Genomic DNA, 21,387 nt, shown 5'->3' on the forward strand with positions numbered 1-21,387 from the left:
GCTGTTACTGCAATAACAACTTAGCCTGGTAAACTTTTCTATCAGTGGCATTGGTTATACGTATCCAATATATGCCATGGCTCCACGATGATTGCGTGGGTATATTGACGACTTGTCCCTTTTGTGCTATCTGTAATACCTGCACATACACTACCCTGCCGGAAGCATCCATCAATTCCAGCTTATATTCACCAGTCTTATCCAGGTTCAGGCTAATATTGAATGGATTACCTGGTGTTATTGGGTTTGGATAAATGCGTACCTCTGCTTTAATCGGCAACCATTCCTTTTCTTCCGGCTTTACTTTTTCTATCGTCGTTACTACAGATGTGGCAGAGAAACTTATTAGTTTTCCGCTCAACAGGCTATCCATCGATATGGGCATATCAGCCTTTTTAATAGGCGGATTAGGAACTCCCCGTGTGCAATGGATAGCTGGATAGCCCACTACTTCTACAGGTTGCAGACTATCATAAATTATCGGTTTGACTGTACCGGGTACCTTGTCTTCTTTTATAACATCCAGTGTCCGAACAACAGGCGTTCCCATGATGACACCATTGCATTCGGATTCATCCGGCACAGACTCCACCAATACAGTATCCTGTACTACCACCTTGCCCATGACCGGTTCTATCGCTACTTCTCCCATCGTCATGCCCCGGCTACGCTCGGCATCATATACAATTGATCCATCGCTCTCCAAAGAGAAATTCATAGCCCTGAAGCTGTTTACATCCACCTCATACTCTTTTGTCGCATAACCTTTGGCTGTTACTTCCAGCGTAACTTTTCCACTGATGTCGACGATTGGAAATTCAAAGCGTCCATCCTCACCGGCTTCAACACCTGCTTTTACACCTTTCAGCCGTACAGTGGCGGCATCGATGGGTTTCCCGGTATAGTTGTCACGGATGAAGCCAAACATTTTAAGTGGAGGTTCAATAAGGTTCTCTAACCCGGCTTCAGTTGTAATGACATTACCATATATTTCATAATGAACTGGTTCCTTAATCGTAGTAAAACCGATCGTCGTAAAGGATATTGGCTCCTGAAAAGGCAAATCTGTGAGGTAGTACTTCGAACCAACCAAGTTTTCTAACTTAAACTTAAAGGCCCATTCTTTTTTCACACCCGCCTTCTTCTTTGTTTTTTTCTTAACCTGAGCAGACGCAGCACTGCCGGTGAGGAGAAAGGCTGCTGTTATCAGGTTCCACGCATAACGGAAGGTGAAAGCCGGCTTGATCTTCTTGACCTCGTATGTTTTATCCAGCTGGTGATTATAGAAACGACCACATACAGACGATGAAGCGTTAGAGATATAGTGCAGAATCTCCTGGTCGCTCATAAGTGTAAAATCCACCACCGTTTTCTGGCATGAAAGACAATGACGACCTTGCTCATTGGGGGTCATTTGCTGCCAATTCTCATGACATGGTTGCTTAACATCAATGTGTAAAGGTGCAGACATAAACAGCAGATTTTAAGGTTAGATGCAGTAACCGGAAGAAATGCATAAATGTGAGTGGTGAATAGCACCACTCACATTCTCATCACTTCGTCTTGATCAGGAACTCTATATCCTTATCGATCGACAGGATCAACAAACAGGTAGCAGTACAAAATACCGGGCTGGTAATACAGTGATGGCCATTCCAGCTTCCATCAGTATTCTGTATCTGCACCAGACGGCCGCTCATTTTTTCGTACCAGCTCTTCCAGTCATTATTGCCACCGATCACCAATGATTCGCCGGTCATGAGATAGCTGAGGAATTCCTCGCCGCCATTATTGCCAAACCCACTGACCACATCAGCATCCTGTGCCCGCGAAGCGGCGGCGCCTTTTATCTTATAGGCAGTGGCATATCCCATCGCTTCTGTTTTACTGAGCCCGGCTTTTTCGAGGTTGGCTTCATTCACTTCGGCATTTTTGTCGAGGGTGCCTTTTTTCTTAGCTTCTTCGATCACTTCTTTTGCTTTCCGGGCCTCCTGGGCGCTGGCCCTTGCAGTGCCGCTCACGGAATACAACATCACACCTGCAGCTTTACCCGTCACGGCAGAGTTTGTTTTCATGTCATAGTTCTGCTTCTGGTAATTCCTCGACTTTTCCAACACCTTATCATCCACTTTTGCGCCTCTGTCTTTAGCTGCTTCCAGTGCATTGTTGGCCAGTGCTGATTGTAAAACAGGTGCCCAGCCTCCTTCTTTCCAGCCACCATCATGATCCTGCCCATGCTGTATCTTTTCTACACATTTCTGTAAGGCGCTCTCTACCTGCTTCTTCAACTCTTTGTTATTATCAAGGTGATGCAAGGCATTGCCCAGGAACTGGGCTGTAAGGATCACATCGATGTTCTTACCCAGTTTCGTTTGCGGTTGTGTATTGGTGAGGGTAGTAATGTTTACGGCTTGTGCCGGTGTATTGTTGACCGCTTCGAGCAAGTAATCAACGGCTTTCTTCAACCTTGCCCCTTCTTTGCCTTCGAAGGGCTTTTCGTCCATGCGCAACAAGGCCATCCCTACCAGCGCTGTAGTAGCGGGATCGGATTGCACCGCATGTGGGTCGCGTATATTCTGGTATTGGTGGCTGCCCGCACCCCAGCCACCATTTTGCTGCTGGGCCTGCATCAGCCAACTAAGTCCACTGCGCAAAGAAGCATCAATGAGTTTACTGTTTACCGTTACCTGACTGGTATCGAAAGGGGCAAGCCCTGTAAGTGCAAGGAACACGCAGGCTTTCTCTGGTGTTGCGCACTCAATTACCTGCCTGGGCGCTTTTTTGTTTTCATACCGCGGCACAAAAGCCACCAGGGCAATACCCGCCACGACGGTGCACGTCAATAACCACGCAACTGGCTTTGAATGTTGTGTCATGCCAATAAATATTTAATGAAGAAAAAAGGTTTGTAAAAGTGGGCCACCCCTTCAGAGTGACCCACCAAGAAAGGCGAAAGGCGATACTACTATCAACTCTGAGATGTGGCTTTGTCAGGATTTACATATCCTGCCGGGGAATATCTTTTGTTAAAAATTTTATAATGGCGTGGAAGGCCATAGTAACGGGCGTCTTATGCTTATGCTGTTATTAAAATATCTTTTGCTAATTTTATCAGCGCGTGGCCTTTATTAAAAACATACACGATAACGCGTTGCCAGACAAGGAGCTGGTAGCGCAATTTCAAACTTCCGGCGACCTGGAAGTGCTGGCCACGCTGTTTCAGCGGTATATGGACCTCTTATATGGCGTTTGTCTTAAATACCTGAAAGACCCTGAAACAGCCAAAGATGCCGTGATGCAGGTATTTGAAGAGCTGGTGCGGAAGCTGCCCAAGCACCAGGTGGACAATTTCAAGAGCTGGCTGTATACCCTGGCCAAGAATTACTGCCTGATGCAGCTGAGAACACCCAAAAATCTGAAAACCACGGAATTTAACCCCGACAGTATGCAATCCGGGGAAGAAACGCATCTGAATGGTATGATGCTGAAAGAGGAGCATTTGCAGAAGATGGAACGGTGCTTGCAGACGCTTTCGGCAGAGCAAAAAGAGAGTGTGGAAATGTTCTACCTCCAAAGTAAATGTTATAAAGAAATTGCAGATATAACCGGTCTGGAATTGAATAAAGTACGTAGTAATATACAGAATGGGAAAAGAAACCTGAAGATTTGCATGGAAAAGGGGGAAGAAGTTGATAAGTTGATCGGGTTAAAAAGTTAATAAGATTCATGTCCGCTACTGACCATATAAAACAATATTCGGCAGCAGATATCCAGCGATACCTGGAGGGCGGGATGTTGCCCGCTGAAATGCACGAGCTCGAAAAAGCGGCGCTGGAAGATCCTTTTCTGGCCGACGCGATCGAGGGTATGCAGCAAACGCTGGAGCAGCATGATGCTTCCCTCATTCAGGGTCACCTGCAGGATATACGCCAACAAGTGGCCGAAAGAACGCGCCAGGAGGATTCTACCAAAGTGGTGGCGCCGGTGCGTGCCTTCCGATGGTGGCAGGTGGCTGCTGCGGCTGTAGTGGTACTTACGGGCAGTATCTGGGCGCTTAATTACTTCAATCAATCTGAAGCCAAGAACGCAGATAAACAGTTGGCTGTGGTAACACAGGAACAAAATGCTAATGAAGCGCCACTTACTCTTGCAGATAGTGCAGCACCATCTGTTGCAGACAAGGCGACTTCAAAGGCGGCTACAGATTCTACAATAGTAAGTAGCCAACATTTTTCTGTTTCAACTAATGACGCCGGCAACAGCAACTGGCGTAGTAATCCAGCTTCACCACTGGAACAGCCACTCCCTTACCTGAAGGCAAAAGAAGAAGTGGCAGCCAACCAACCTGCTGCTGTGCACGACAAACTTCCTGCTAAGCCTGTGAAAGACATGCCGGCAGTAAGTCTTGCGGAAAACAAACAAGCTTTTGACGACAAACATAATTATGCCTTCAAGAAAGCCGATACTGTAAATGGCGGGACATTTGACCAGTATAAGGCGGTAGATAACGCGAACAGCCGCAAAGCATTTTACAACAGCCTGGATAAAACATATACGACCAAGCCATCTGATTTTGAACAGATCGTTGTTGCCGACAAGAAGAAAGATTCCAACGGACGTGACTTTTATGGCAAACCCGAAGAGCTGGCCATGAACAGGTCACGCAAAGAGCTATCGGAAAAGCAGGCAAAAAAGAACCCCAATGCGTTGTTGAGCGGTTTCATCAGCGGCCGGGTCACCGATCAGTCCAACAACCCGCTGTCCAATGCATTACTGCGGGCGGAAGACAACCGGATCTTTTATACCGACCGGCAGGGGCAGTTTAAAATACCAGTGAAAGACACCGTTTCCGTGCTTAATATCGCTGTGGCCAGTACGGGTTATTACACGCAGAATGTGCAGCTGTTCAATAACTCCCAGAGCTTCAACGCCAATTATAATAATATTTCCCTGAATCAATTGGGCGTAAAAGCGCCTAATCCCCAGCTTAATGAAGCCATCCGCATACGGGGTGTCAGCACAGTTCGCCAGGGTGACTCTACGGTGATCAGCCGCAACAATTACCCCGAAGTAATGGTGCAGGATGCTCAGCCGGAAGATGGCTGGCTGGAGTTTCAGCAATACCTGGAGAAGAACAAACAAACCCCTCCCGGCACTCCCCAATTGACCGGTGTGGTAGTCGTGTCTTTCCATGTAAATAAGAAAGGGGACCTATCAGACTTCAAGATCGAGCAGTCGCTCGACAAAGCATATGATGATGAAGCGCTCCGCCTGATAAAGGCTGGCCCTGCCTGGAAGCTCAACAAAGGCCGCAAGACAAAAGTGACCGTGCTGGTCCGTTTTTAACCTTTGGTGTATCTACGCATGTTGCATCTGTAATATCAATTACATTTGCGAAAATTAATTGCCATGCGCAAACTCATCAACGTATTTGTATTTACAGTCATCACAGCCTTTGCCGGCCAGGCACAGTTAAAGACGCCGGCTCCTTCACCAACACAATACATTAAACAGGATTTTGGCCTGGGCACTATCGAATTGTCCTATTCCCGTCCTGCCATGAAAGGCCGCACCATCATGGGCGACCTGGTACCTTATGGTAAAGTATGGCGTACTGGCGCTAACCAGGCCACTACGCTCAACTTCACCGATGAAGTAATTATCGGTGGCACTAAAATACCCGCTGGTAAATATGGCCTCGTAAGTATCCCCGGTGCTACCGAGTGGACTTTTATCATTACCAAACAACTCGACATTACTTCACCTGCTGCTTACAAGCAAGAGAATGATGTGGTACGTGTAAAAGCGAAATCCCGTCTGGTGGCTACTACTGCGCAATCATTTACCATGCAGTTTGTAAACGTTACTGCTTTCAAATGTGAATTGCAGCTTCAGTGGGATAAAACAGTAGTGGGTCTGCCTATTTCCAATGACATTGACGCCAAGGTAATGGCTCAGATAGACCAGCAAATCAATGGCGACGGCGACGAAGCTAAAAAGCCTTATTCCAGCGCTGCTCAATATTACCTCGACAATGGTAAAGACCTGAACAAAGCCCTGACATGGTTTGACAAAGCTGCGGCACAAAACCCCAAAGCATTTTGGGTAATGCACAATAAAGCCAAGTGTGAAGCCAAACTGGGTAAAAAGAAAGAAGCGATTGCTTCTGCCAATAAATCCATCGAGCTGGCCAAAGAAGCCAAGAACGATGATTACGTAGCGCTGAACAAGAAGTTGCTGGCTACATTGGGTGTGAAGGGATAAGGAAAGCGGTAAGAAGTCAGGAGTACAATAAATAGAAAGTCCGTAAGTAAATGCTACTTACGGACTTTTTTATTTTGAGTTCGCTTGCTTCTACGCCGGCTCCTGCTGGCTCAGGCAATGGAAACTGCCAAGTCCCCAGATGATCTCTGTAGAATCGATGCCCACTACCTTGCGGTCGGGGAAACATTGCTGGATGATATGCAAAGCCTTGTCATCTTTATCGCACCGGAACGTAGGTACGATCACAGAGGTGTTAGCGATATAGAAATTAGCGTAAGAGGCAGGCAGGCGCTGGTCTTCATACTCCACGGCATCAGGCATCGGCAGTTCAACAATATTCAGTTGTTTGCCATTGAGCAGGCGCATCGCTTGCAATTGCTTCAGGTTGTGTTGCAGCAGTCCGTAGTTTTCGTCCTGCTTGTTCTCCTCGATCACCGTCAGTACCGTATCCTCATTCACAAAACGCACTGTATCGTCGATATGTCCATCGGTGTCATCACCAATGATACCTTCATCTACCCACAATATTTGTTCAACGCCATAGTAGTTGATCAGGTAATTTTCTATTTGCGCCTGGTTCAGGTGTGGGTTGCGGTTGGGATTGAGCAGGCAAGCTGTTGAAGTAAGCAAAGTACCCTTGCCATTGAACTCTACAGAGCCGCCTTCCATTACGATACCGGGATTGTATACCGGCAGGTTGAACTGCTTGCCAATAAGCGTGGGGATCACATCGTCCAGATCATAAGGAGGATATTTATTACCCCAGGCATTATAACCCCAGTCTACCACCACTTTTTTGATATCAGCAGCAGGATTGATCAGAAAGGCCGGACCATGGTCTCTGCACCAGGCATCGTTGGTAGGATGTATGTAGAACTCCACCTGGTTAAGATCGGCGCCTGCTTCGCGGATATACTTAAGTGCAAAAGCTTTCATAGCTTCATCTGCGACGTTGATGCGCACTTTTTCACTCAGTGCCAACTCACGTATAAACTGGCTGTAATAGGGATAGATCGCATCGATCTTGCCTGGCCAGGAGGCTTCCTTATGGGGCCAGCTTAACCACGTGGCTATGTGTGGTGCAAACTCGGCGGGGAAATAATAACCTAAACTCTTTGGAGTAGTTGATTCCATTGCTGGTTGATTCTGTTAAAGGAAATGCTCAATGTACATGCTCAATAAATATTGAGTTGAACATTGAGCATTGAATATTATTTACGCTTCGTCAATATAACGTTTGGTGATCGGCTGATAAGAGTCGATACGGCGATCGCGCATAAAAGGCCAGTGTGTGCGGTAGCGATCTGTCTTTTGCAGGTCGAGCTCTACCACTGCTACATCTTCCTGGTCGTGCGAGGCTTTGTAGATCAAGGAACCGAAAGGATTGGACACAAAGGAACCGCCCCAGAATTTCATAGCGCCGTTTTGCTCCAGCCCTACCCTGTTCACGCTCACTACGTGTACGCCATTGGCCACGGAGTGACTGCGTTGGATGGTTTGCCATGCATTGTATTGCTCGGTATTGGTGGCTTCGTCCTGAGAAGTAGCCCAGCCAATAGCTGTAGGATAAAACAGTATTTCTGCACCCATCAGCGCCGTGATGCGGGCTGCTTCAGGGTACCATTGGTCCCAGCAGATCAACACGCCGAAAGTGGCAAACTTAGTCTTGAACACTTTGTAACCGAGATCACCGGGTGTGAAGTAGAACTTCTCATAATATGCCGGATCGTCGGGGATGTGCATCTTGCGGTACTTGCCCAGGTAAGAACCATCGGCATCCAGTACAGCTGTAGTATTGTGGTAAAGGCCCTGTGCCCGCTTTTCAAATAAGGAAGCAATGATCACCACGCCGGCTTCCTTCGCTACTTTACTAAGCGCGTCGGTAGAAGGTCCGGGAATTGGTTCTGCCAGCTTGAAGTTTTCGTAATCTTCCACATCGCAGAAATAGAGAGAAGTAAACAACTCCTGCAGACAAACGATCTGTGCGCCCTTGGCGGCAGCCTCTTTTACCTTTGCGATTGCCTTCTGCAGGTTCTCTTCCTTGTTTGCGGTGCAACTCGTTTGCACCAATCCTACTTTTACTGTTGACATGATAGCTCTTTAAAAATGAAGTGCAAAAATAGTTTTTTAGCCGGGAACAAGACGTAAAATGACCGTTAATAGTTGCGTGGGGAAAACCAGCTGCTTCTAATGAAAAATGAGTAAACAAAAAAGCCCGTAAGTGGATGACACTTACGGGCTTTCAGTCTTATAAACTTATTAACTTTTCAACTTCCGTGCTACGCTGCTCTTCCCATCTGCTTCAGGAACGCTACGTGCGAAGCTACGGCATACCGTACCCGGGGATACTCGATATAAGCAATGCCATATTCCTGGCAGGCCTGACGAATGATCTTGCTGATAGCAGGATAGTGTACGTGTGATATTTTGGGGAACAAGTGGTGTTCGATCTGGAAGTTCAATCCACCTACCAGCCAGCTCACCAGTTTGTTGTGGGTAGCGAAGTTGGCTGTGGTCTTGATCTGGTGAACAGCCCACTCATCTTCCAGTTTGTTGGTAACAACATCGGGCATAGGGAAAGCAGTATGCTCTACCGTGTGTGCCAGTTGGAATACCAGGCTCAGAACAAGACCAGCTACCAGCGTAAAGATGATAAAACTGATGAGCCAGGAAGAGAAGCCTACCATGTAAATGGGCAATCCTACAAAGAGAAACAAGTGGAATACTTTAAAGCCCCAGAAAACGAGGTGATCGGACAACTTCATTTTCTTCAGTGGCATATTACCGATCTTGCTCTTGAAGTATTTTTGATAATCGAGTACGAAGATCCAGAAGATGTACAGGAGCGAATACAAGAACCAGAAATAGATGTGCTGGTATTTGTGTAAACGGTATTTCTTCTGTGTAGAGCTCATGCGCATCCAGGGTTGGATATCGATATCATCGTCCACACCATCCACGTTTGTGAAAGCATGGTGGATCACATTGTGCTTCATATTCCACATGAAGCTGTTACCACCAAGAATATTGAGAGAAAATGCTGCGAAAGAATTTATCCATTTGTATTTGCTGAAGCTACCGTGCGCACCATCGTGCATCACATTAAAACCGATAGCCGCTACTACACCACCCAACAGTACACTTTCGAGCACCTGCCAGATAACAGCAGGCGTAAAGAATACGAGGTGTACATAGATCAACAAAAATGCCACCATCAGGATTACCGCCTTGATGAAGATGGGATAGTCACCCGTTTGAGATTTCCCCACTTCTTCAAAGTAAGAGCCGATGCGCTTCTTTAATTCTGTGTGGAAAGAGTGTTGAACTGTTGTAAACTTGGGCACTGCTGACATGATCGACAATTTATATAAATGGTTGGCAAAGTTACGTTTAACCTTGTAATAAACGTTTAAAAAAAAGCAATAGATGTGCCGAAAGAGGGAATTTTAGCGTGACGCTAACTTATCTGACAAATCCGGGACAAACAGCTGTAAAAAGACGGCAGGACAAAGCCTGCTCAAACACAGTGGTAGCAAGCATTTTAGCGAAAAAACCAATTACAGCCTGACAAGTTTAACTGCCAGCGTGACCGGGTTATTTTTTCCTGATTTCGCAAATTAAGTTTCAACCTGAACCAGCGCATCCAGGTTCCGGATGCCGATCTTCTTTTCGCTCACAAAGCCTTCGGCATATTTAACGCCGATACGCTTGCCCAGCATGCGCGCCCGGGCGATGACACTATCGAGGAAATCGGGAGAGGAAATATAGGTTTGCGGCTCCTTGTTGTCTACCCCACCGGGGAAGAATTGGGTACCATACGCTTCGATGGATTTCATGCGTTGCTCGAAAACTTCGCTGATATCGATCAGGATATCGGGCTCGTGAAACCAGTCCTGCATGTAGTGCAACACGTACTTGGGTCTCCAACGCGCCTGTGGATTACCTTTTGCATCTTTCGTTTCTATTTTGATCAACCCCGACAGGAAGCAGGCATCGGCAATCAGCTGACCAGCACGGCCATGATCGGGATGACGATCGTGCAATATATTGGCAATGACGATCTCAGGCTGATAAGTCCTGATGGCCTGGATCAGTTGCAATTGATGTTCTTCATCATTGCGGAAGAAGCCATCACGCATCTTCAGGTTGTCGCGCACATTAACACCCAGTATGCCTGCAGCGGCAGCCGCTTCGGCATAGCGGGTTTCGATGGTTCCACGGGTACCTAACTCCCCTTGTGTAAGGTCGAGGATACCTACTTTTTTACCCAGCTTCAATTCATTGAGAATAGTACCAGAACAGCCCAGCTCCACATCGTCCGGGTGTACTCCAATAGCGAGAATATCTAATTTCATACCTGAGATTAAAGGACAAATGTAGTAAAACGTAAAAGAAGCTAAAAAGTTCGCCCCCAATTGATAATGGCGTTCACTTCAGCCGGGGCGCCATTGATGCGCACGTCGGAGCGCTTTTTACCCAGCCTCACCATGATCAGTTTTTTGTCGGGGATCACGATCACATACTGACCAAGGATGCCACGGGCGTAGAAGATAGGCTGGCCCGGATAGATCCACCACTGGTATCCATAATAATCACAGGGCTGGCCGCTTTCATCGGGTATCATGCAGGGCTTTATAGAAGCAGCATAGTATTCCGGCGTAATGATCTCGGTGCCTTTCCAGCGGCCGCTGTCGAGCATCAGCTTGCCAAACCGGGCAAAGTCGCGCGCATTGGAATTGAAACAGCAGTAGGCTTTTTCGTGACCACCCGTATGGTCAAGACTCCACAGTGCAGGATGTTCTGCACCCATGGGTTGCCACAGTTTCTCTGCCGCATAGGCACTCAGTGATTTGCCGGTTGCCTTTTCCAATATCAGGCCCAGCAGTTGCGTATCGCCTGATTTATAGCTGTGTAGCGTTCCGGGCGTATGAATGACATTGACACTGGTAGCCACTTTGTAAATATCAGTTCCATAATAAGCTTGCGTGGTTACTGAGAAGGGACTGGCATACGATTCATCCCAGTCGGTACCACTGCTCATGGTCAGCAGGTCGATGATCTTTATGGATGCTTTCTTACCTGATGCAAACTCGGATAGGTAATTGCCTACAGGGTCCTGTAAGGAATGTATCTTCCCTTCCTTCAACGCAGCACCGATCAGCAGACTGACAATGCTTTTGGCAGCGGAGAATGAACTCGACCACGACGAGTCATTGTATCCCTCATAATACTGCTCGAATAACAGCGAATCATTTTTGATCACCAGCACTGCAACTGTCTCCAGGTCCTTCAACATTTGCTGCAGGGTGTCGGGCATGCTGGCCTTGTTGTACGCAGCGGCCGTATCCCAGGGCTGGTGCACATCGGTGGTCACCGTATTATTCTTGAATATTTTATAATCATCGATATCGACATAGTTGTACCAGATGGCTTTGAACAGGTAGGTTTTGCCACTGGCAACGGCGTAAAGAGAAAAAACAATCATGATGAACAGGAGGAAATACAGGAAAATACGGAAGAACTTTTTCATGTAATAGCGGCTTGAATAAGGAAGATACTGAAAAAGTTCCACGGAACCCCTGCATAAACATCTGAGCGCCATTTACTGTTATTAGAAGTAGCTCATTTGGCTTTTTTACCATTTTCGAGTAGCTTCGCTGGTCTTTTGATCAGTAAAGTGTTCATATTCAGCAATCAGAAATCTAAAATCGTACATCACATATGGCATACGACGTAGTAGTTCTCGGTAGCGGCCCCGGTGGATACGTGGCAGCTATCCGTGCTTCACAGCTGGGTTTTAAAACCGCAATTATCGAAAAGGAAAACCTCGGAGGTATCTGTCTCAACTGGGGTTGTATCCCCACCAAAGCGCTCCTGAAAAGCGCCCAGGTTATGGACTATATCAACCATGCGAAAGACTTTGGAATCGAAGCATCCGGTAAGCATGACTTTGCCGCAGTTATCAAGCGCAGCCGTGGAGCAGCCGATAAAATGAGCAAGGGCGTACAGTTCCTGATGAAGAAAAATAAGATCGACGTAGTGATGGGCTTTGGTAAAATTAAAGCCAAAGGCCAGATCGAAGTAACTGCAGCTGATGGCAGCAAGCAGGTAGTAGAAGGAAAGCACATCATCGTTGCTACCGGTGGCCGCAGCCGCGAACTGCCCACCCTGAAGCAGGATGGTAAAAAGATCATCGGCTACCGCGAGGCGATGTCACTGCCCGAGCAACCCAAGAGCCTGATCGTTGTAGGTAGTGGTGCTATCGGTGTTGAGTTTGGTTATTTCTATTCAGCTATGGGCACTAAGGTGACTATCGTTGAGTTCCTGCCAAGGATCGTACCGGTAGAAGATGAGGACATCTCCAAAGAACTGGAAAAGCAACTCAAGAAAAAAGGTATCGATATTCTCACCAGCGCTGAAGTAACCAGCGTGGATACCAGCGGCAATGGCGTTAAAGCAAAAGTAAAAACTGCGAATGGCGAGGTTGTCCTCGAAGCCGACGTAGTATTGAGCGCAGTAGGTGTATCAGCCAACATCGAAGGCATCGGCCTAGAAGAGACTGGCGTGAAGACCGAGAAAGGCAAGATCGCTGTTGACAAATATTATCAAACCAATGTTCCCGGCATTTATGCTATCGGTGACTGTGCTCCCGGCCAGGCCCTGGCACACGTAGCTTCCAAAGAAGCCATCATCTGCGTGGAGAACATCGGATACAACGAAAAGAAATACAACCACCAGCCAGAGGCACTGGATTATGGCAACGTACCGGGCTGTACTTATTGCACACCCGAAGTAGCATCTGTAGGCTTGACTGAAAAGCAAGCCAAAGAAGCTGGTTACGAGATCAAGGTTGGTAAATTCCCGCTGAGCGCATCTGGTAAAGCAGTAGGCGCCGGCCATACCGAAGGTTTTGCCAAAGTGATCTTCGATGCCAAGTACGGCGAATGGCTGGGTACCCACCTGATCGGATACAACGTTACAGAGGTCATCGTGGAAACAGTAGTAGCCCGCAAGCTGGAAACTACTTACCATGAAGTACTCAACAGCATCCACCCCCACCCAACCATCAGCGAAAGCGTGAAAGACGCTATCGAGCATGCATACGGTGAGGCGATCCACCTGTAAAGTGTGAGTAGTGAGTGGTCAGTTGTGAGTAGAAATACAAAACAATTACATAGCAAAAGCGGTTCCTTATGGGAACCGCTTTTTTATTGGTTGAAGTTGGAACGAAAAGACGACTTGAAAATTTATTGTAATCCCGGGGTCTTAACTCTGAACTCCCGACTCTGAACTGACCTAACTCCCCTGTGCCTGCTTGCTGCCAAATACTTTCTTCAATATCTCAGTAGTGCGTGCAACAGGATCTTTACGGATCTTCTGTTCTTCCAATCCTACCTGGTAAAAGATGCCATCCATTGCTTTACCGGTAACAAAGCCACTGAGATCGGGATTGATCTTATTTGTTGCAAACCGGTTATAATTAGTAAATACATCCGCCCAATATTTGGTGGCACCTACCTTACTGAGTGATTGTTCTATAACAGGGCGAAAAGCTTCAGTGAGCTGAGCAGTAGTTTTTTGCTTGAGGTAGTTGGTAGCAGCAAAATCGCCACCTTTCAAAATGCCCAATGCATCCTGGATGGTCATTTGTTTTACCGCATTGATGAAAATGGGAGCTGCAGATTTGGCTGCATCTTCAGCAGCGCGATTCACTGAAAGAATTGCTTTATCGACAAGGCTACCTAAACCTACATCACGCAAAGTCTTTTCTACTTTCTGCGCTTCTTCGGGCAATAAGATCTTGATAGCTGCATTTTTGAAAAAACCATCGAGTGCCGACAGTTGATTTGACGATTGTTGGGCGCCTACAGACAACGCCTCCTTTAAACCCGACACAATGTCGGCATTTGTCAATCCGCCATTGGCAGTTTGTCCGTAATCTTTAAGAATCTGGTGGGCAGTTTCGCAACTATTCAAGAGAATAGTGCATAGGATTAAAGCATAGAGTGATTTTTTCATAAGGAAATAATTTGAGGGCGTACTGATTGGCGTAAATTTGTTTTAGATCAAACACAAACGTACAATATTCTGATTGCTTTTACCGTATGTGTGTGGGCAAATTCTTAAAGAGACCACTATGCAAATCTCCGTCTGGGAAAAAGAAAGTTTCTACGCACCTAAAGATATCATTATCATCGGCAGTGGCCTCGTAGGTCTATGGAGCGCTTACTATATCAAAAAGCAAAATCCTAAAACTTCCGTTGCTATTATCGACCGAGGCATTATCCCTACCGGAGCCAGTACGCGCAACGCCGGCTTTGCCTGCTTTGGCAGTGTTACAGAATTGCATGACGACTTCAATAAAATGGGAGAAGACAAAACCCTGGAACTGGTAAGCATGCGTTACCAGGGTTTGCAACGCATACGAAAAGTGCTCGATGAAAAAGCAATCGACTTTGAATTGTGTGGAGGTTATGAATTGATCGCATCCGATAATGATCCCGGCGCTGAGGCGCTCGAAGAACAGGTAGCCTCCGTGAACAAGAAGCTGAAGCAGGTGATCAAAACCAGCCAGACCTTCAAGCTCTCCGACAAAAAGATCAGTGAATTTGGCTTTCAGCATGTGGCTCATTTATTGGAAAACAAACTGGAAGGTTATTTACACTCCGGTAAAATGTGTCAGGCATTGCTGCAACTGGTGCAATCGATGGGCGTGATCGTGTTCAACGGCGTAGAAGTAACCCGCTATGAAAAGCTACACGATAAAATAGTATTGTACACCAATCAGACATTACGTTTTACAGCAGCCAAAGTACTTATTTGCACCAACGCATTTGCAGACCTGCTACCGAAGGTAGATATCATACCTGCCCGTGGCCAGGTGCTCGTTACCACGCCCATCAACGGGCTAAAGCTCAACGGTACCTTTCACTATGAAGAAGGATATTATTATTTCCGCAACTTAGGCAACCGTGTGCTGCTGGGCGGCGCCCGCAACAAAGCATTTGAAGAAGAGCGGACGACAGATATGAATACGACCGACAAGATCCAGAAAGAGCTCGAACGCTTTCTTTCCCGCTATATACTCCCAGGTAAAGAATATGCCATTACCGACCGCTGGAGCGGCATCATGGGCATGGGCTCCGAGAAGATGCCCATCATGAAAGAGGTTTCACCGCAAGTATATTGTGCCGTGCGCATGAGCGGCATGGGCGTAGCACTCGCCCCCGTCGTCGGAGAAAAAGTAGCTGAGATGATGAAGTGATGGTTATTTTCCTTTCAACAGTTTAGTCACTTCTCCTGAGCCTTCAATACGAATAAAGTACATGCCATCCCGCAGGTGCTGAACACTGATGGGCATATTGCCTTTGGTTATTTTGACCTGCAGGGCCAACTGGCCAAGGTGGTTGCGGATAGTAACCGTTTTACCTACCAGCTCACCATCTTTTCCTTCAATGGTAATGGTCGTAATGGCCGGGTTGGGATAAACCTTTACCACATTGGCAGCAATTACAACAGGTTCCTCGATGGGCCTTACAGGATCAGTTATAGGCGTTGCGGTGAGCGCATTGGAAGAAAGCAGTGCATGACGAACGCCACCGGGTTGAAACAGTTGACGCATCTTATTACGCTGGCCTGCCGTAAAGAGGTTCATACAGGCATCATCCGTTAGATCCATAAAGTTATTGTACATATCGCCATACGGATTGTTATCGCATGTAATGATAACGCCCGTGGGGCATTTACGTGTAGCGCTCCGTTGCGGAGGTGTATCATCGATGTGGTCATCGCCACAATAAGTATCGCCCCATATATGACGCAGACCCAGCCAGTGGCCAATCTCATGCGTAGCAGTACGACCACCGTTAAAAGGTGCACTGGCTGTTCCCACAGTGCCAAAAACAGATGGAGAAATAGCAACACCATCGATCGATTTATCGCAACCCAGGGTGCTGGCATAACCCAACAAACCTCCCGCCAGGCTACCTACCCATATATTCAGGTAACGGTCCGGATCCCAGGCATCGAAACCTCCTTTATTGGTAAACTTGATACGGTCATCCAGGCCATACATCATAATAGAAGTTGCCTTGCGAGTAATACCCGTAGTAGCCCTGCCATCAGGGTCGATCTTAGCCAGCTCAAACTGCAGCTGACAATCAGCAGCCAGGTGTTTGAACATAAGTGGTGTATTCGCCGTATCGGTATTCAGCCTCCTGAAATCTTTGTTTAATACATCTATCTGAGACTTTATTTGCGCATCGCTGATATTTTGACTGGCCGTATTGAAAAGTACATGCACTACTACAGGTATTTTAATAACTGCAGGCGTGGGCGCCTCAGCACCATTGAGCATTACATCGCGCCCCTGGAAAGACTCAATAGCCGCAATCCTTTGCGCCAGCAACGGATCACGCTGCAGTTGCTGCTGCAGGTACTCATGCGAAGCACAGTTACGCTGAGCCTTAGCAACCTGAAAGCTCAGGCAGCATAAGAGGTAAAGAGGTACAAAATGTTTCATGGTAACGACTTTCTTTTGTGGTCGTCACAGGTTCTGGAAGAGGTATATTCAGGCAGGAATTGGAGATTCTATATTGAACAACTAATAGCCTTATGCCATTGGCATCTGCTATAGAACAAACGGTACGACAATACCATGTACTATATCAGACGATATTGGAGTAAGACAATAAAACAATACAATAGGAAAGTGTAATTACTAATTGGTCCACAGAGTTACCTATTCATCGAGCCACTCGGATGGGGTTGAGAAAGGAAAGAGGTACGTTGTAGAGTGGTATTCAGGTGATAAGCTACTGTAAAGCAAGCAAATCTTTTCAACAAATCAAAGCCGTTTTACCAAAATTTTCAATTAATTGATATCCCGTAACTTGGGGGCAAATTGTATTTTTGACGTTTTGAGGACATCCTTTATGAAGAAAATCAGCTACATAGCATTTGCCATCGCTTTTACAGCCTGGGCTTGCGGCAGCGGAGACGCCGACAAACCGGTCGATATTCCCAACACCGGAAATTCTGATGCCTTGCCACCAGCCATTCCTTATACAGTCGCCAACAAGCAACCTCACGATACCAGCTATTTCACCGAAGGGCTTGAATTCTATAATGGTCAGTTGCTGGAAAGCTCCGGCGGCAACGACGACGGCAGTCCCTACCCTTCCGAATTAGGCGTAGTGGACCGCGCCACAGGTAAAGTGACTCCCAAAGCCAAACTCGACAAGTCGAAACATTTTGGAGAAGGCATTACGGTCTTTAAAGACAAACTCTATCAACTCACCTGGAAGAGCGGTGTTGGATTTGTATACGATGCCAAAACCTTTAAGCTCCTCAAAGAATTTAAATTGCCTACTGAAGAAGGTTGGGGCCTCACCCACGATACAGCCTCCCTCATCATGAGCGATGGCAGCAGCAACCTGTATTACCTCGACCCCGATTCTTTAAGAGTGAAATACACCGTTAACGTGATCCACAATGGCAATCCTGAAGGTAACCTCAATGAACTGGAATATGTGAATGGCATGATCTACGCCAACAAATGGGGAAGTACTTATATACTGAAGATCGACCCTGCCTCCGGCAAAGTATTGGGACACCTGAACTTCGACAGCCTCGACAAAGAAGCAAAAGCGGCTTATCCCGGTGCAGCAGAATTAAACGGTATCGCTTACGACAGCGCCACCGGCAAACTCTATATTACCGGTAAAAAGTGGCCCACATTATACGAGATTAAACTACAGTAGTTATTTTGTAATGATATAGATCAGCGAGCTGCATTTTTCCCGCTGGCCCATGGCTTTCATATTGGAGATAAAACCACGCAGGAAGCCTTTGACCACACTGGCCTTTCCGGTCTTGTATTTTTCACTCAGCAGGCTCACATAAAAGCTATCGAACCACATGGGTTTGGTAGCCTTCACGGTAAGACCATGTTGTTGTAACAGCCCACGCATGGAAGCCGGTGAAAAATGATACAGGTGCCGGGGCACATCGTACGCAGCCCAGCATTGCTGGTAATAGTCTGCATCGTGCGCAGTATAGTTCGGCACAGCGATCAATAGCACACCATCCGGTTTCAGTAAAGCCTTCAATTGATCGAGGTATTCATGCAGCCGGTGCACGTGCTCCAGCACATGCCACATGGTGATGGCATCAAACTGGCCCACCGGTAGCTTGAACAGATCACTGGTGTCCTGCAAAGCAATGCGGTTTTGTTCTTGCGCACGCGCACGCGTTTCAGCATCAGGCTCCAGTCCCGTCACCTGCCAGCCCTGCTGACGCATATAGCTGGCAAAAGCCCCTACACCGGCCCCTACGTCCAGCAGGTTGCCGGTAGCACGCTTTGTTACTGACTGTACCAGTTTCTTCTTGCTGGAAAGGGTATAGTTCCTGACAATGTGATACAGCCTGTTGACAAGCCCCTTATTGGTATTTGTGTGGGAGATATAATTCTCGGATTGATAGTATTTACCGATCACAGACTCCGCCGGAATATCCTGGGTAAAGCGAAGGGTACAGGCATCACAATGCCATACCTCAAAAAGCTCCTGAGATACCGTATAATCTTTTACGGGCAGTACCTTATGAATGGCGGTGGCTTTACAAGCCGGGCATGAAGTATAATGAACAGTTTCCACGGCTGCAAAGAAAGGGAAAACTCTCGACTCTCAGCTATCGCCCGGTCGCGATATGTTGTTGATTTCCGGTTCCCGAAGTAGAAAAACCGTTTTGGTAGAAATTAAAGAAGATGATGCTTAAGGCAATGGCGCCGATAATGATCGCATAGATCCACCAGTTATTTTTTACAGGTTGCTCTTCTTCATATTCATAAGCCACGCCTTCTTCAGAAACGATCTCACGGGTTACTTCCCGGTCGCCCACCAGCATGGTATGTTGCGTGTTACTATGGATCACCCGCACAGCCGGGGCCGGTTGTTGCCCGGAGGGAATGGCGCCTGCTGCTTCGAAAACGATCTCACCCGACACATCTTTCTTGAGCGCTCCTACCCCTTTCCACTCAACCACTTCATCCGTACGCAACTTGTTGCGCAGCTCGTAAGCCCATTCGTTGTACCATTTGATGGCCTCGTAATCGGCAATATCCTTTTGCTGCGCCAGGTAGGTAAAGAACTCCTTATCGGGTGCATCGAAATATTTATCAAAACGGAAATGATAAGAAGGCGGCAGTATCTGCTTATTGATAAAATCCGTCTGAGCCGGTATCCGTTCAATATAAACGGTGCCCAGGCCCGGGATACTTATACTTTTATGTTGCAGTAAATAGCTGGTCAGCGCTTCAGTCATAATCCACCTGATTTAAAATACAGGAACAAGGGCGCAAGATACGGGTTACAGGTTACATGTTACACGTTTCAATCTGCTAAGTCATCACTGCATAAACCAACAGCCATGCAACCTGTATCCTGAAACCTGTAACTATTTGGTATTGAAAGAATAGGTTATACCACCTAATATATTGAATCCAAATACCTGGTACTGGTTCCAGCGCTCGTATTTGCTGTTGAAGATATTGTTCATCTGGAGCCACAGGTTGAAATTCTTTGTTATGCGAAACTCGGCGCCGGCATTGAGGTCGAAGGCAGGATCATTTTTACCATCGTCGCCGTTCTTGAAGCGGTAGCGAGGACCGTCCCAGGCCCACAGGTCAGTATTGAACCACAGGTCTTTCATGATCTGCCAGCGCAACCCAAGGTTGAGCTCGATGGGGATCAGGCCCCAGGCTTTATTTTCACGCGTAACCTTGGTAAACCAATTGTAATTGACAGCCGCCGTTGCATTGAATTTCTCACCAATACTATATCCTATTTCCGTGTGCAGGTTTACGGCATTGATCTGCGGGTCGTAGATCGTTTTAAAAGTCTTGCCATCTGTAGTATCGTTCACGAACAGTGCCATGTCGGTAAACTTCTGCAAGCCCAGCTTAGCTGAGTAAGAGAAATGCCCGGCCACAGAACCCTTGAACCCAGCATACAATTCCTGTACACGCGTGTTCATCAATGAATCAGGCTGTGCTATCCAGGGATTGATAGCAGCAAATCGCTGATAAGAACCTTTAAGGTAATGACCGATCCAGCCCAGTTGCAAGGTCAATTGCTTATCATTGGTCGTGATATCGGCCATGATATTAGGCAACAGGTTGAAACGATCGTTCTGCCAGGAAGGGATCACGCCACCATGGATATAAAGGTTAGCCGTTTTATACTGCAAGGCAGCTGCTACCTGGTACAGGTTATTATTATCAGTAAACTTACTGCTGCCATTGTCTATCCGGTAGTTGGTAAGGTCGGCAGTAACACCCAGCTTAAAAGCAAACTCATCGCCGAAAGTCTTTTCCAACGGCAGGTTCAACACGGTATTAGCCTCACGTCCTTTGATATCGTGGTTATCGCCAAAAACACTGATCCGTAAACTTGGATGATAGTTGAGGCCAAACTCTGTTGGCTCCAGGTTGCGGAAATGAACCTTGGCTTCAATAGTCTGAAAACGTTGACGCAGGTCTTTCTTGGTAAAGACAAGCGTTTCAGGACGGAACCCATACAAATAATAATCATCACTACTAAAACCAATAGAACCATTCCACTCCAGGTTCTGCGATGTTTTATAAGTACCCGCCGCACCTACACTGGCAAGGCTGTTCTTTTGAAATTCCTTATCTCCTTTAGAGTTATAATAATTGGCAAATACATTGAAGAAGCTGTTCTTATTATCACCAAAGCTGAAACCCGCTTTTACATAAGGCTGGTGCACATTGCCAATGCCCACTTTGATGAAATTGCTGTATTGCCAGCCGGTGAGCGAGTCCATAGACAAGGCCACTGGCTTCAACTCTGCAGGCTGATACGTGAAATACAGGTTTTGAACAGGAATATTGTATTTGAGCATGGGCCGCGAAGTATCCACCAGCGGGGGCGCCGCATTGAAGTTGATCTTGGCAGCATCACGCAATACCGGCTTGAAAGTAGAAGTAATGTCGATCGTTTTACGCCTGGTAGTATCCTGCGCCATAGAGGCTATACCGGCTCCTATAAAACAGGCACCGATCGCTACTACCTTAAAAAGTGATCTATTATTCATCTGCAAGTT

18 protein-coding genes are annotated in these 21,387 nt (G+C 46.9%); 6 read left to right on the forward strand and 12 right to left on the reverse strand.

The annotated features are described in order from the left end of the window. Positions 1-4: 4 nt before the first annotated feature. The gene (locus tag AC5JBY_RS23325; RefSeq protein ID WP_495907072.1) at positions 5-1,471 is read right to left on the reverse strand and encodes a carboxypeptidase regulatory-like domain-containing protein; all 1,467 of its coding nucleotides are present in this window, start codon (positions 1,469-1,471) and stop codon (positions 5-7) included. Between the two features lie 82 nt (positions 1,472-1,553). Then, positions 1,554-2,876, reverse strand: a complete 1,323-nt coding sequence (locus AC5JBY_RS23330; protein WP_495907073.1) for a prenyltransferase/squalene oxidase repeat-containing protein — start codon at positions 2,874-2,876, stop codon at positions 1,554-1,556. A gap of 242 nt (positions 2,877-3,118) precedes the next feature. Here AC5JBY_RS23330 and AC5JBY_RS23335 point away from each other — a divergent pair, with 242 nt between their 5' ends. The 3 genes from AC5JBY_RS23335 (at position 3,119) to AC5JBY_RS23345 (ending at position 6,264) form a co-directional block, all read left to right on the forward strand. Next, positions 3,119-3,718: an RNA polymerase sigma factor gene (locus AC5JBY_RS23335; RefSeq protein WP_495907074.1), complete on the forward strand. Its 600-nt coding sequence runs from the start codon at positions 3,119-3,121 to the stop codon at positions 3,716-3,718. A gap of 8 nt (positions 3,719-3,726) precedes the next feature. Next, on the forward strand, positions 3,727-5,346 hold the full coding sequence (locus AC5JBY_RS23340) for a hypothetical protein (RefSeq protein ID WP_495907075.1): 1,620 nt from the start codon (positions 3,727-3,729) through the stop codon (positions 5,344-5,346). A gap of 63 nt (positions 5,347-5,409) precedes the next feature. After that, positions 5,410-6,264 carry a DUF2911 domain-containing protein gene (locus AC5JBY_RS23345; RefSeq protein ID WP_495907076.1) on the forward strand — a complete coding sequence of 285 codons (855 nt, stop codon included), beginning with the start codon at positions 5,410-5,412 and terminating at the stop codon, positions 6,262-6,264. 90 nt (positions 6,265-6,354) lie between these two features. Here the strand turns inward: AC5JBY_RS23345 and AC5JBY_RS23350 are convergent, their stop codons facing one another. From AC5JBY_RS23350 to AC5JBY_RS23370, 5 genes are all read right to left on the reverse strand, one after another. Beyond that, entirely contained in the window at positions 6,355-7,398 is a 1,044-nt protein-coding gene (locus tag AC5JBY_RS23350) for an agmatine deiminase family protein (RefSeq protein ID WP_495907077.1), read from the reverse strand. A gap of 81 nt (positions 7,399-7,479) precedes the next feature. Continuing rightward, positions 7,480-8,355 (reverse strand): carbon-nitrogen hydrolase, encoded by an 876-nt coding sequence (locus AC5JBY_RS23355; RefSeq protein WP_495907078.1) that lies wholly within the window; start codon positions 8,353-8,355, stop codon positions 7,480-7,482. 188 nt (positions 8,356-8,543) lie between these two features. Further along, positions 8,544-9,617, reverse strand: coding sequence for a fatty acid desaturase family protein (locus AC5JBY_RS23360; RefSeq protein ID WP_495907079.1), 1,074 nt, complete (start codon positions 9,615-9,617; stop codon positions 8,544-8,546). 264 nt (positions 9,618-9,881) lie between these two features. Continuing rightward, positions 9,882-10,619, reverse strand: coding sequence for a bacillithiol biosynthesis deacetylase BshB1 (gene bshB1 / locus AC5JBY_RS23365; RefSeq protein ID WP_495907080.1), 738 nt, complete (start codon positions 10,617-10,619; stop codon positions 9,882-9,884). Positions 10,620-10,660: 41 nt separating this feature from the next. Then, positions 10,661-11,794, reverse strand: coding sequence for a serine hydrolase domain-containing protein (locus AC5JBY_RS23370; RefSeq protein WP_495907081.1), 1,134 nt, complete (start codon positions 11,792-11,794; stop codon positions 10,661-10,663). 191 nt (positions 11,795-11,985) lie between these two features. Here AC5JBY_RS23370 and lpdA point away from each other — a divergent pair, with 191 nt between their 5' ends. Next, positions 11,986-13,389 (forward strand): dihydrolipoyl dehydrogenase, encoded by a 1,404-nt coding sequence (gene lpdA / locus AC5JBY_RS23375; protein WP_495907082.1) that lies wholly within the window; start codon positions 11,986-11,988, stop codon positions 13,387-13,389. A 171-nt stretch (positions 13,390-13,560) separates the two neighbouring features. Here the strand turns inward: lpdA and AC5JBY_RS23380 are convergent, their stop codons facing one another. Beyond that, on the reverse strand, positions 13,561-14,283 hold the full coding sequence (locus AC5JBY_RS23380; protein ID WP_495907083.1) for a DUF4197 domain-containing protein: 723 nt from the start codon (positions 14,281-14,283) through the stop codon (positions 13,561-13,563). A 118-nt stretch (positions 14,284-14,401) separates the two neighbouring features. On the opposite strand from AC5JBY_RS23380, the gene AC5JBY_RS23385 reads away from it, so the two are divergent. Then, on the forward strand, positions 14,402-15,529 hold the full coding sequence (locus AC5JBY_RS23385; RefSeq protein ID WP_495907084.1) for an NAD(P)/FAD-dependent oxidoreductase: 1,128 nt from the start codon (positions 14,402-14,404) through the stop codon (positions 15,527-15,529). Positions 15,530-15,532: 3 nt separating this feature from the next. Here AC5JBY_RS23385 and AC5JBY_RS23390 read toward each other — a convergent pair whose 3' ends face one another. Continuing rightward, a complete protein-coding gene (locus AC5JBY_RS23390; RefSeq protein WP_495907085.1) occupies positions 15,533-16,786 on the reverse strand; it encodes a M43 family zinc metalloprotease in 1,254 nt (417 codons plus the stop codon). Between the two features lie 412 nt (positions 16,787-17,198). On the opposite strand from AC5JBY_RS23390, the gene AC5JBY_RS23395 reads away from it, so the two are divergent. Beyond that, complete coding sequence (locus tag AC5JBY_RS23395) at positions 17,199-18,026, forward strand: glutaminyl-peptide cyclotransferase (protein WP_495907086.1); 828 nt, start codon at positions 17,199-17,201, stop codon at positions 18,024-18,026. Here the strand turns inward: AC5JBY_RS23395 and AC5JBY_RS23400 are convergent, their stop codons facing one another. The 3 genes from AC5JBY_RS23400 to AC5JBY_RS23410 all read right to left on the reverse strand — a co-directional run bounded on the left by AC5JBY_RS23400 (position 18,027) and on the right by AC5JBY_RS23410 (position 21,378). Then, positions 18,027-18,920 carry a class I SAM-dependent methyltransferase gene (locus AC5JBY_RS23400; protein ID WP_495907087.1) on the reverse strand — a complete coding sequence of 298 codons (894 nt, stop codon included), beginning with the start codon at positions 18,918-18,920 and terminating at the stop codon, positions 18,027-18,029. It abuts the gene before it with no gap. Positions 18,921-18,954: 34 nt separating this feature from the next. After that, a complete protein-coding gene (locus AC5JBY_RS23405; RefSeq protein ID WP_495907088.1) occupies positions 18,955-19,587 on the reverse strand; it encodes a hypothetical protein in 633 nt (210 codons plus the stop codon). Between the two features lie 132 nt (positions 19,588-19,719). After that, positions 19,720-21,378 (reverse strand): TonB-dependent receptor, encoded by a 1,659-nt coding sequence (locus AC5JBY_RS23410; RefSeq protein ID WP_495907089.1) that lies wholly within the window; start codon positions 21,376-21,378, stop codon positions 19,720-19,722. Between the last annotated feature and the right edge of the window lie 9 nt (positions 21,379-21,387).

The organism is Paraflavitalea sp., assembly GCF_059502485.1.

Coding starts and splice junctions, on each gene's coding strand:
- AC5JBY_RS23325 (WP_495907072.1), bottom strand. CDS start 1,471: ATGTCTGCACCTTTACACATTGATGTTAAGCAACCATGTCATGAGAAT.
- AC5JBY_RS23330 (WP_495907073.1), bottom strand. CDS start 2,876: ATGACACAACATTCAAAGCCAGTTGCGTGGTTATTGACGTGCACCGTC.
- AC5JBY_RS23340 (WP_495907075.1), top strand. CDS start 3,727: ATGTCCGCTACTGACCATATAAAACAATATTCGGCAGCAGATATCCAG.
- AC5JBY_RS23345 (WP_495907076.1), top strand. CDS start 5,410: ATGCGCAAACTCATCAACGTATTTGTATTTACAGTCATCACAGCCTTT.
- AC5JBY_RS23350 (WP_495907077.1), bottom strand. CDS start 7,398: ATGGAATCAACTACTCCAAAGAGTTTAGGTTATTATTTCCCCGCCGAG.
- AC5JBY_RS23355 (WP_495907078.1), bottom strand. CDS start 8,355: ATGTCAACAGTAAAAGTAGGATTGGTGCAAACGAGTTGCACCGCAAAC.
- AC5JBY_RS23360 (WP_495907079.1), bottom strand. CDS start 9,617: ATGTCAGCAGTGCCCAAGTTTACAACAGTTCAACACTCTTTCCACACA.
- bshB1 (WP_495907080.1), bottom strand. CDS start 10,619: ATGAAATTAGATATTCTCGCTATTGGAGTACACCCGGACGATGTGGAG.
- AC5JBY_RS23370 (WP_495907081.1), bottom strand. CDS start 11,794: ATGAAAAAGTTCTTCCGTATTTTCCTGTATTTCCTCCTGTTCATCATG.
- lpdA (WP_495907082.1), top strand. CDS start 11,986: ATGGCATACGACGTAGTAGTTCTCGGTAGCGGCCCCGGTGGATACGTG.
- AC5JBY_RS23380 (WP_495907083.1), bottom strand. CDS start 14,283: ATGAAAAAATCACTCTATGCTTTAATCCTATGCACTATTCTCTTGAAT.
- AC5JBY_RS23385 (WP_495907084.1), top strand. CDS start 14,402: ATGCAAATCTCCGTCTGGGAAAAAGAAAGTTTCTACGCACCTAAAGAT.
- AC5JBY_RS23390 (WP_495907085.1), bottom strand. CDS start 16,786: ATGAAACATTTTGTACCTCTTTACCTCTTATGCTGCCTGAGCTTTCAG.
- AC5JBY_RS23395 (WP_495907086.1), top strand. CDS start 17,199: ATGAAGAAAATCAGCTACATAGCATTTGCCATCGCTTTTACAGCCTGG.
- AC5JBY_RS23405 (WP_495907088.1), bottom strand. CDS start 19,587: ATGACTGAAGCGCTGACCAGCTATTTACTGCAACATAAAAGTATAAGT.
- AC5JBY_RS23410 (WP_495907089.1), bottom strand. CDS start 21,378: ATGAATAATAGATCACTTTTTAAGGTAGTAGCGATCGGTGCCTGTTTT.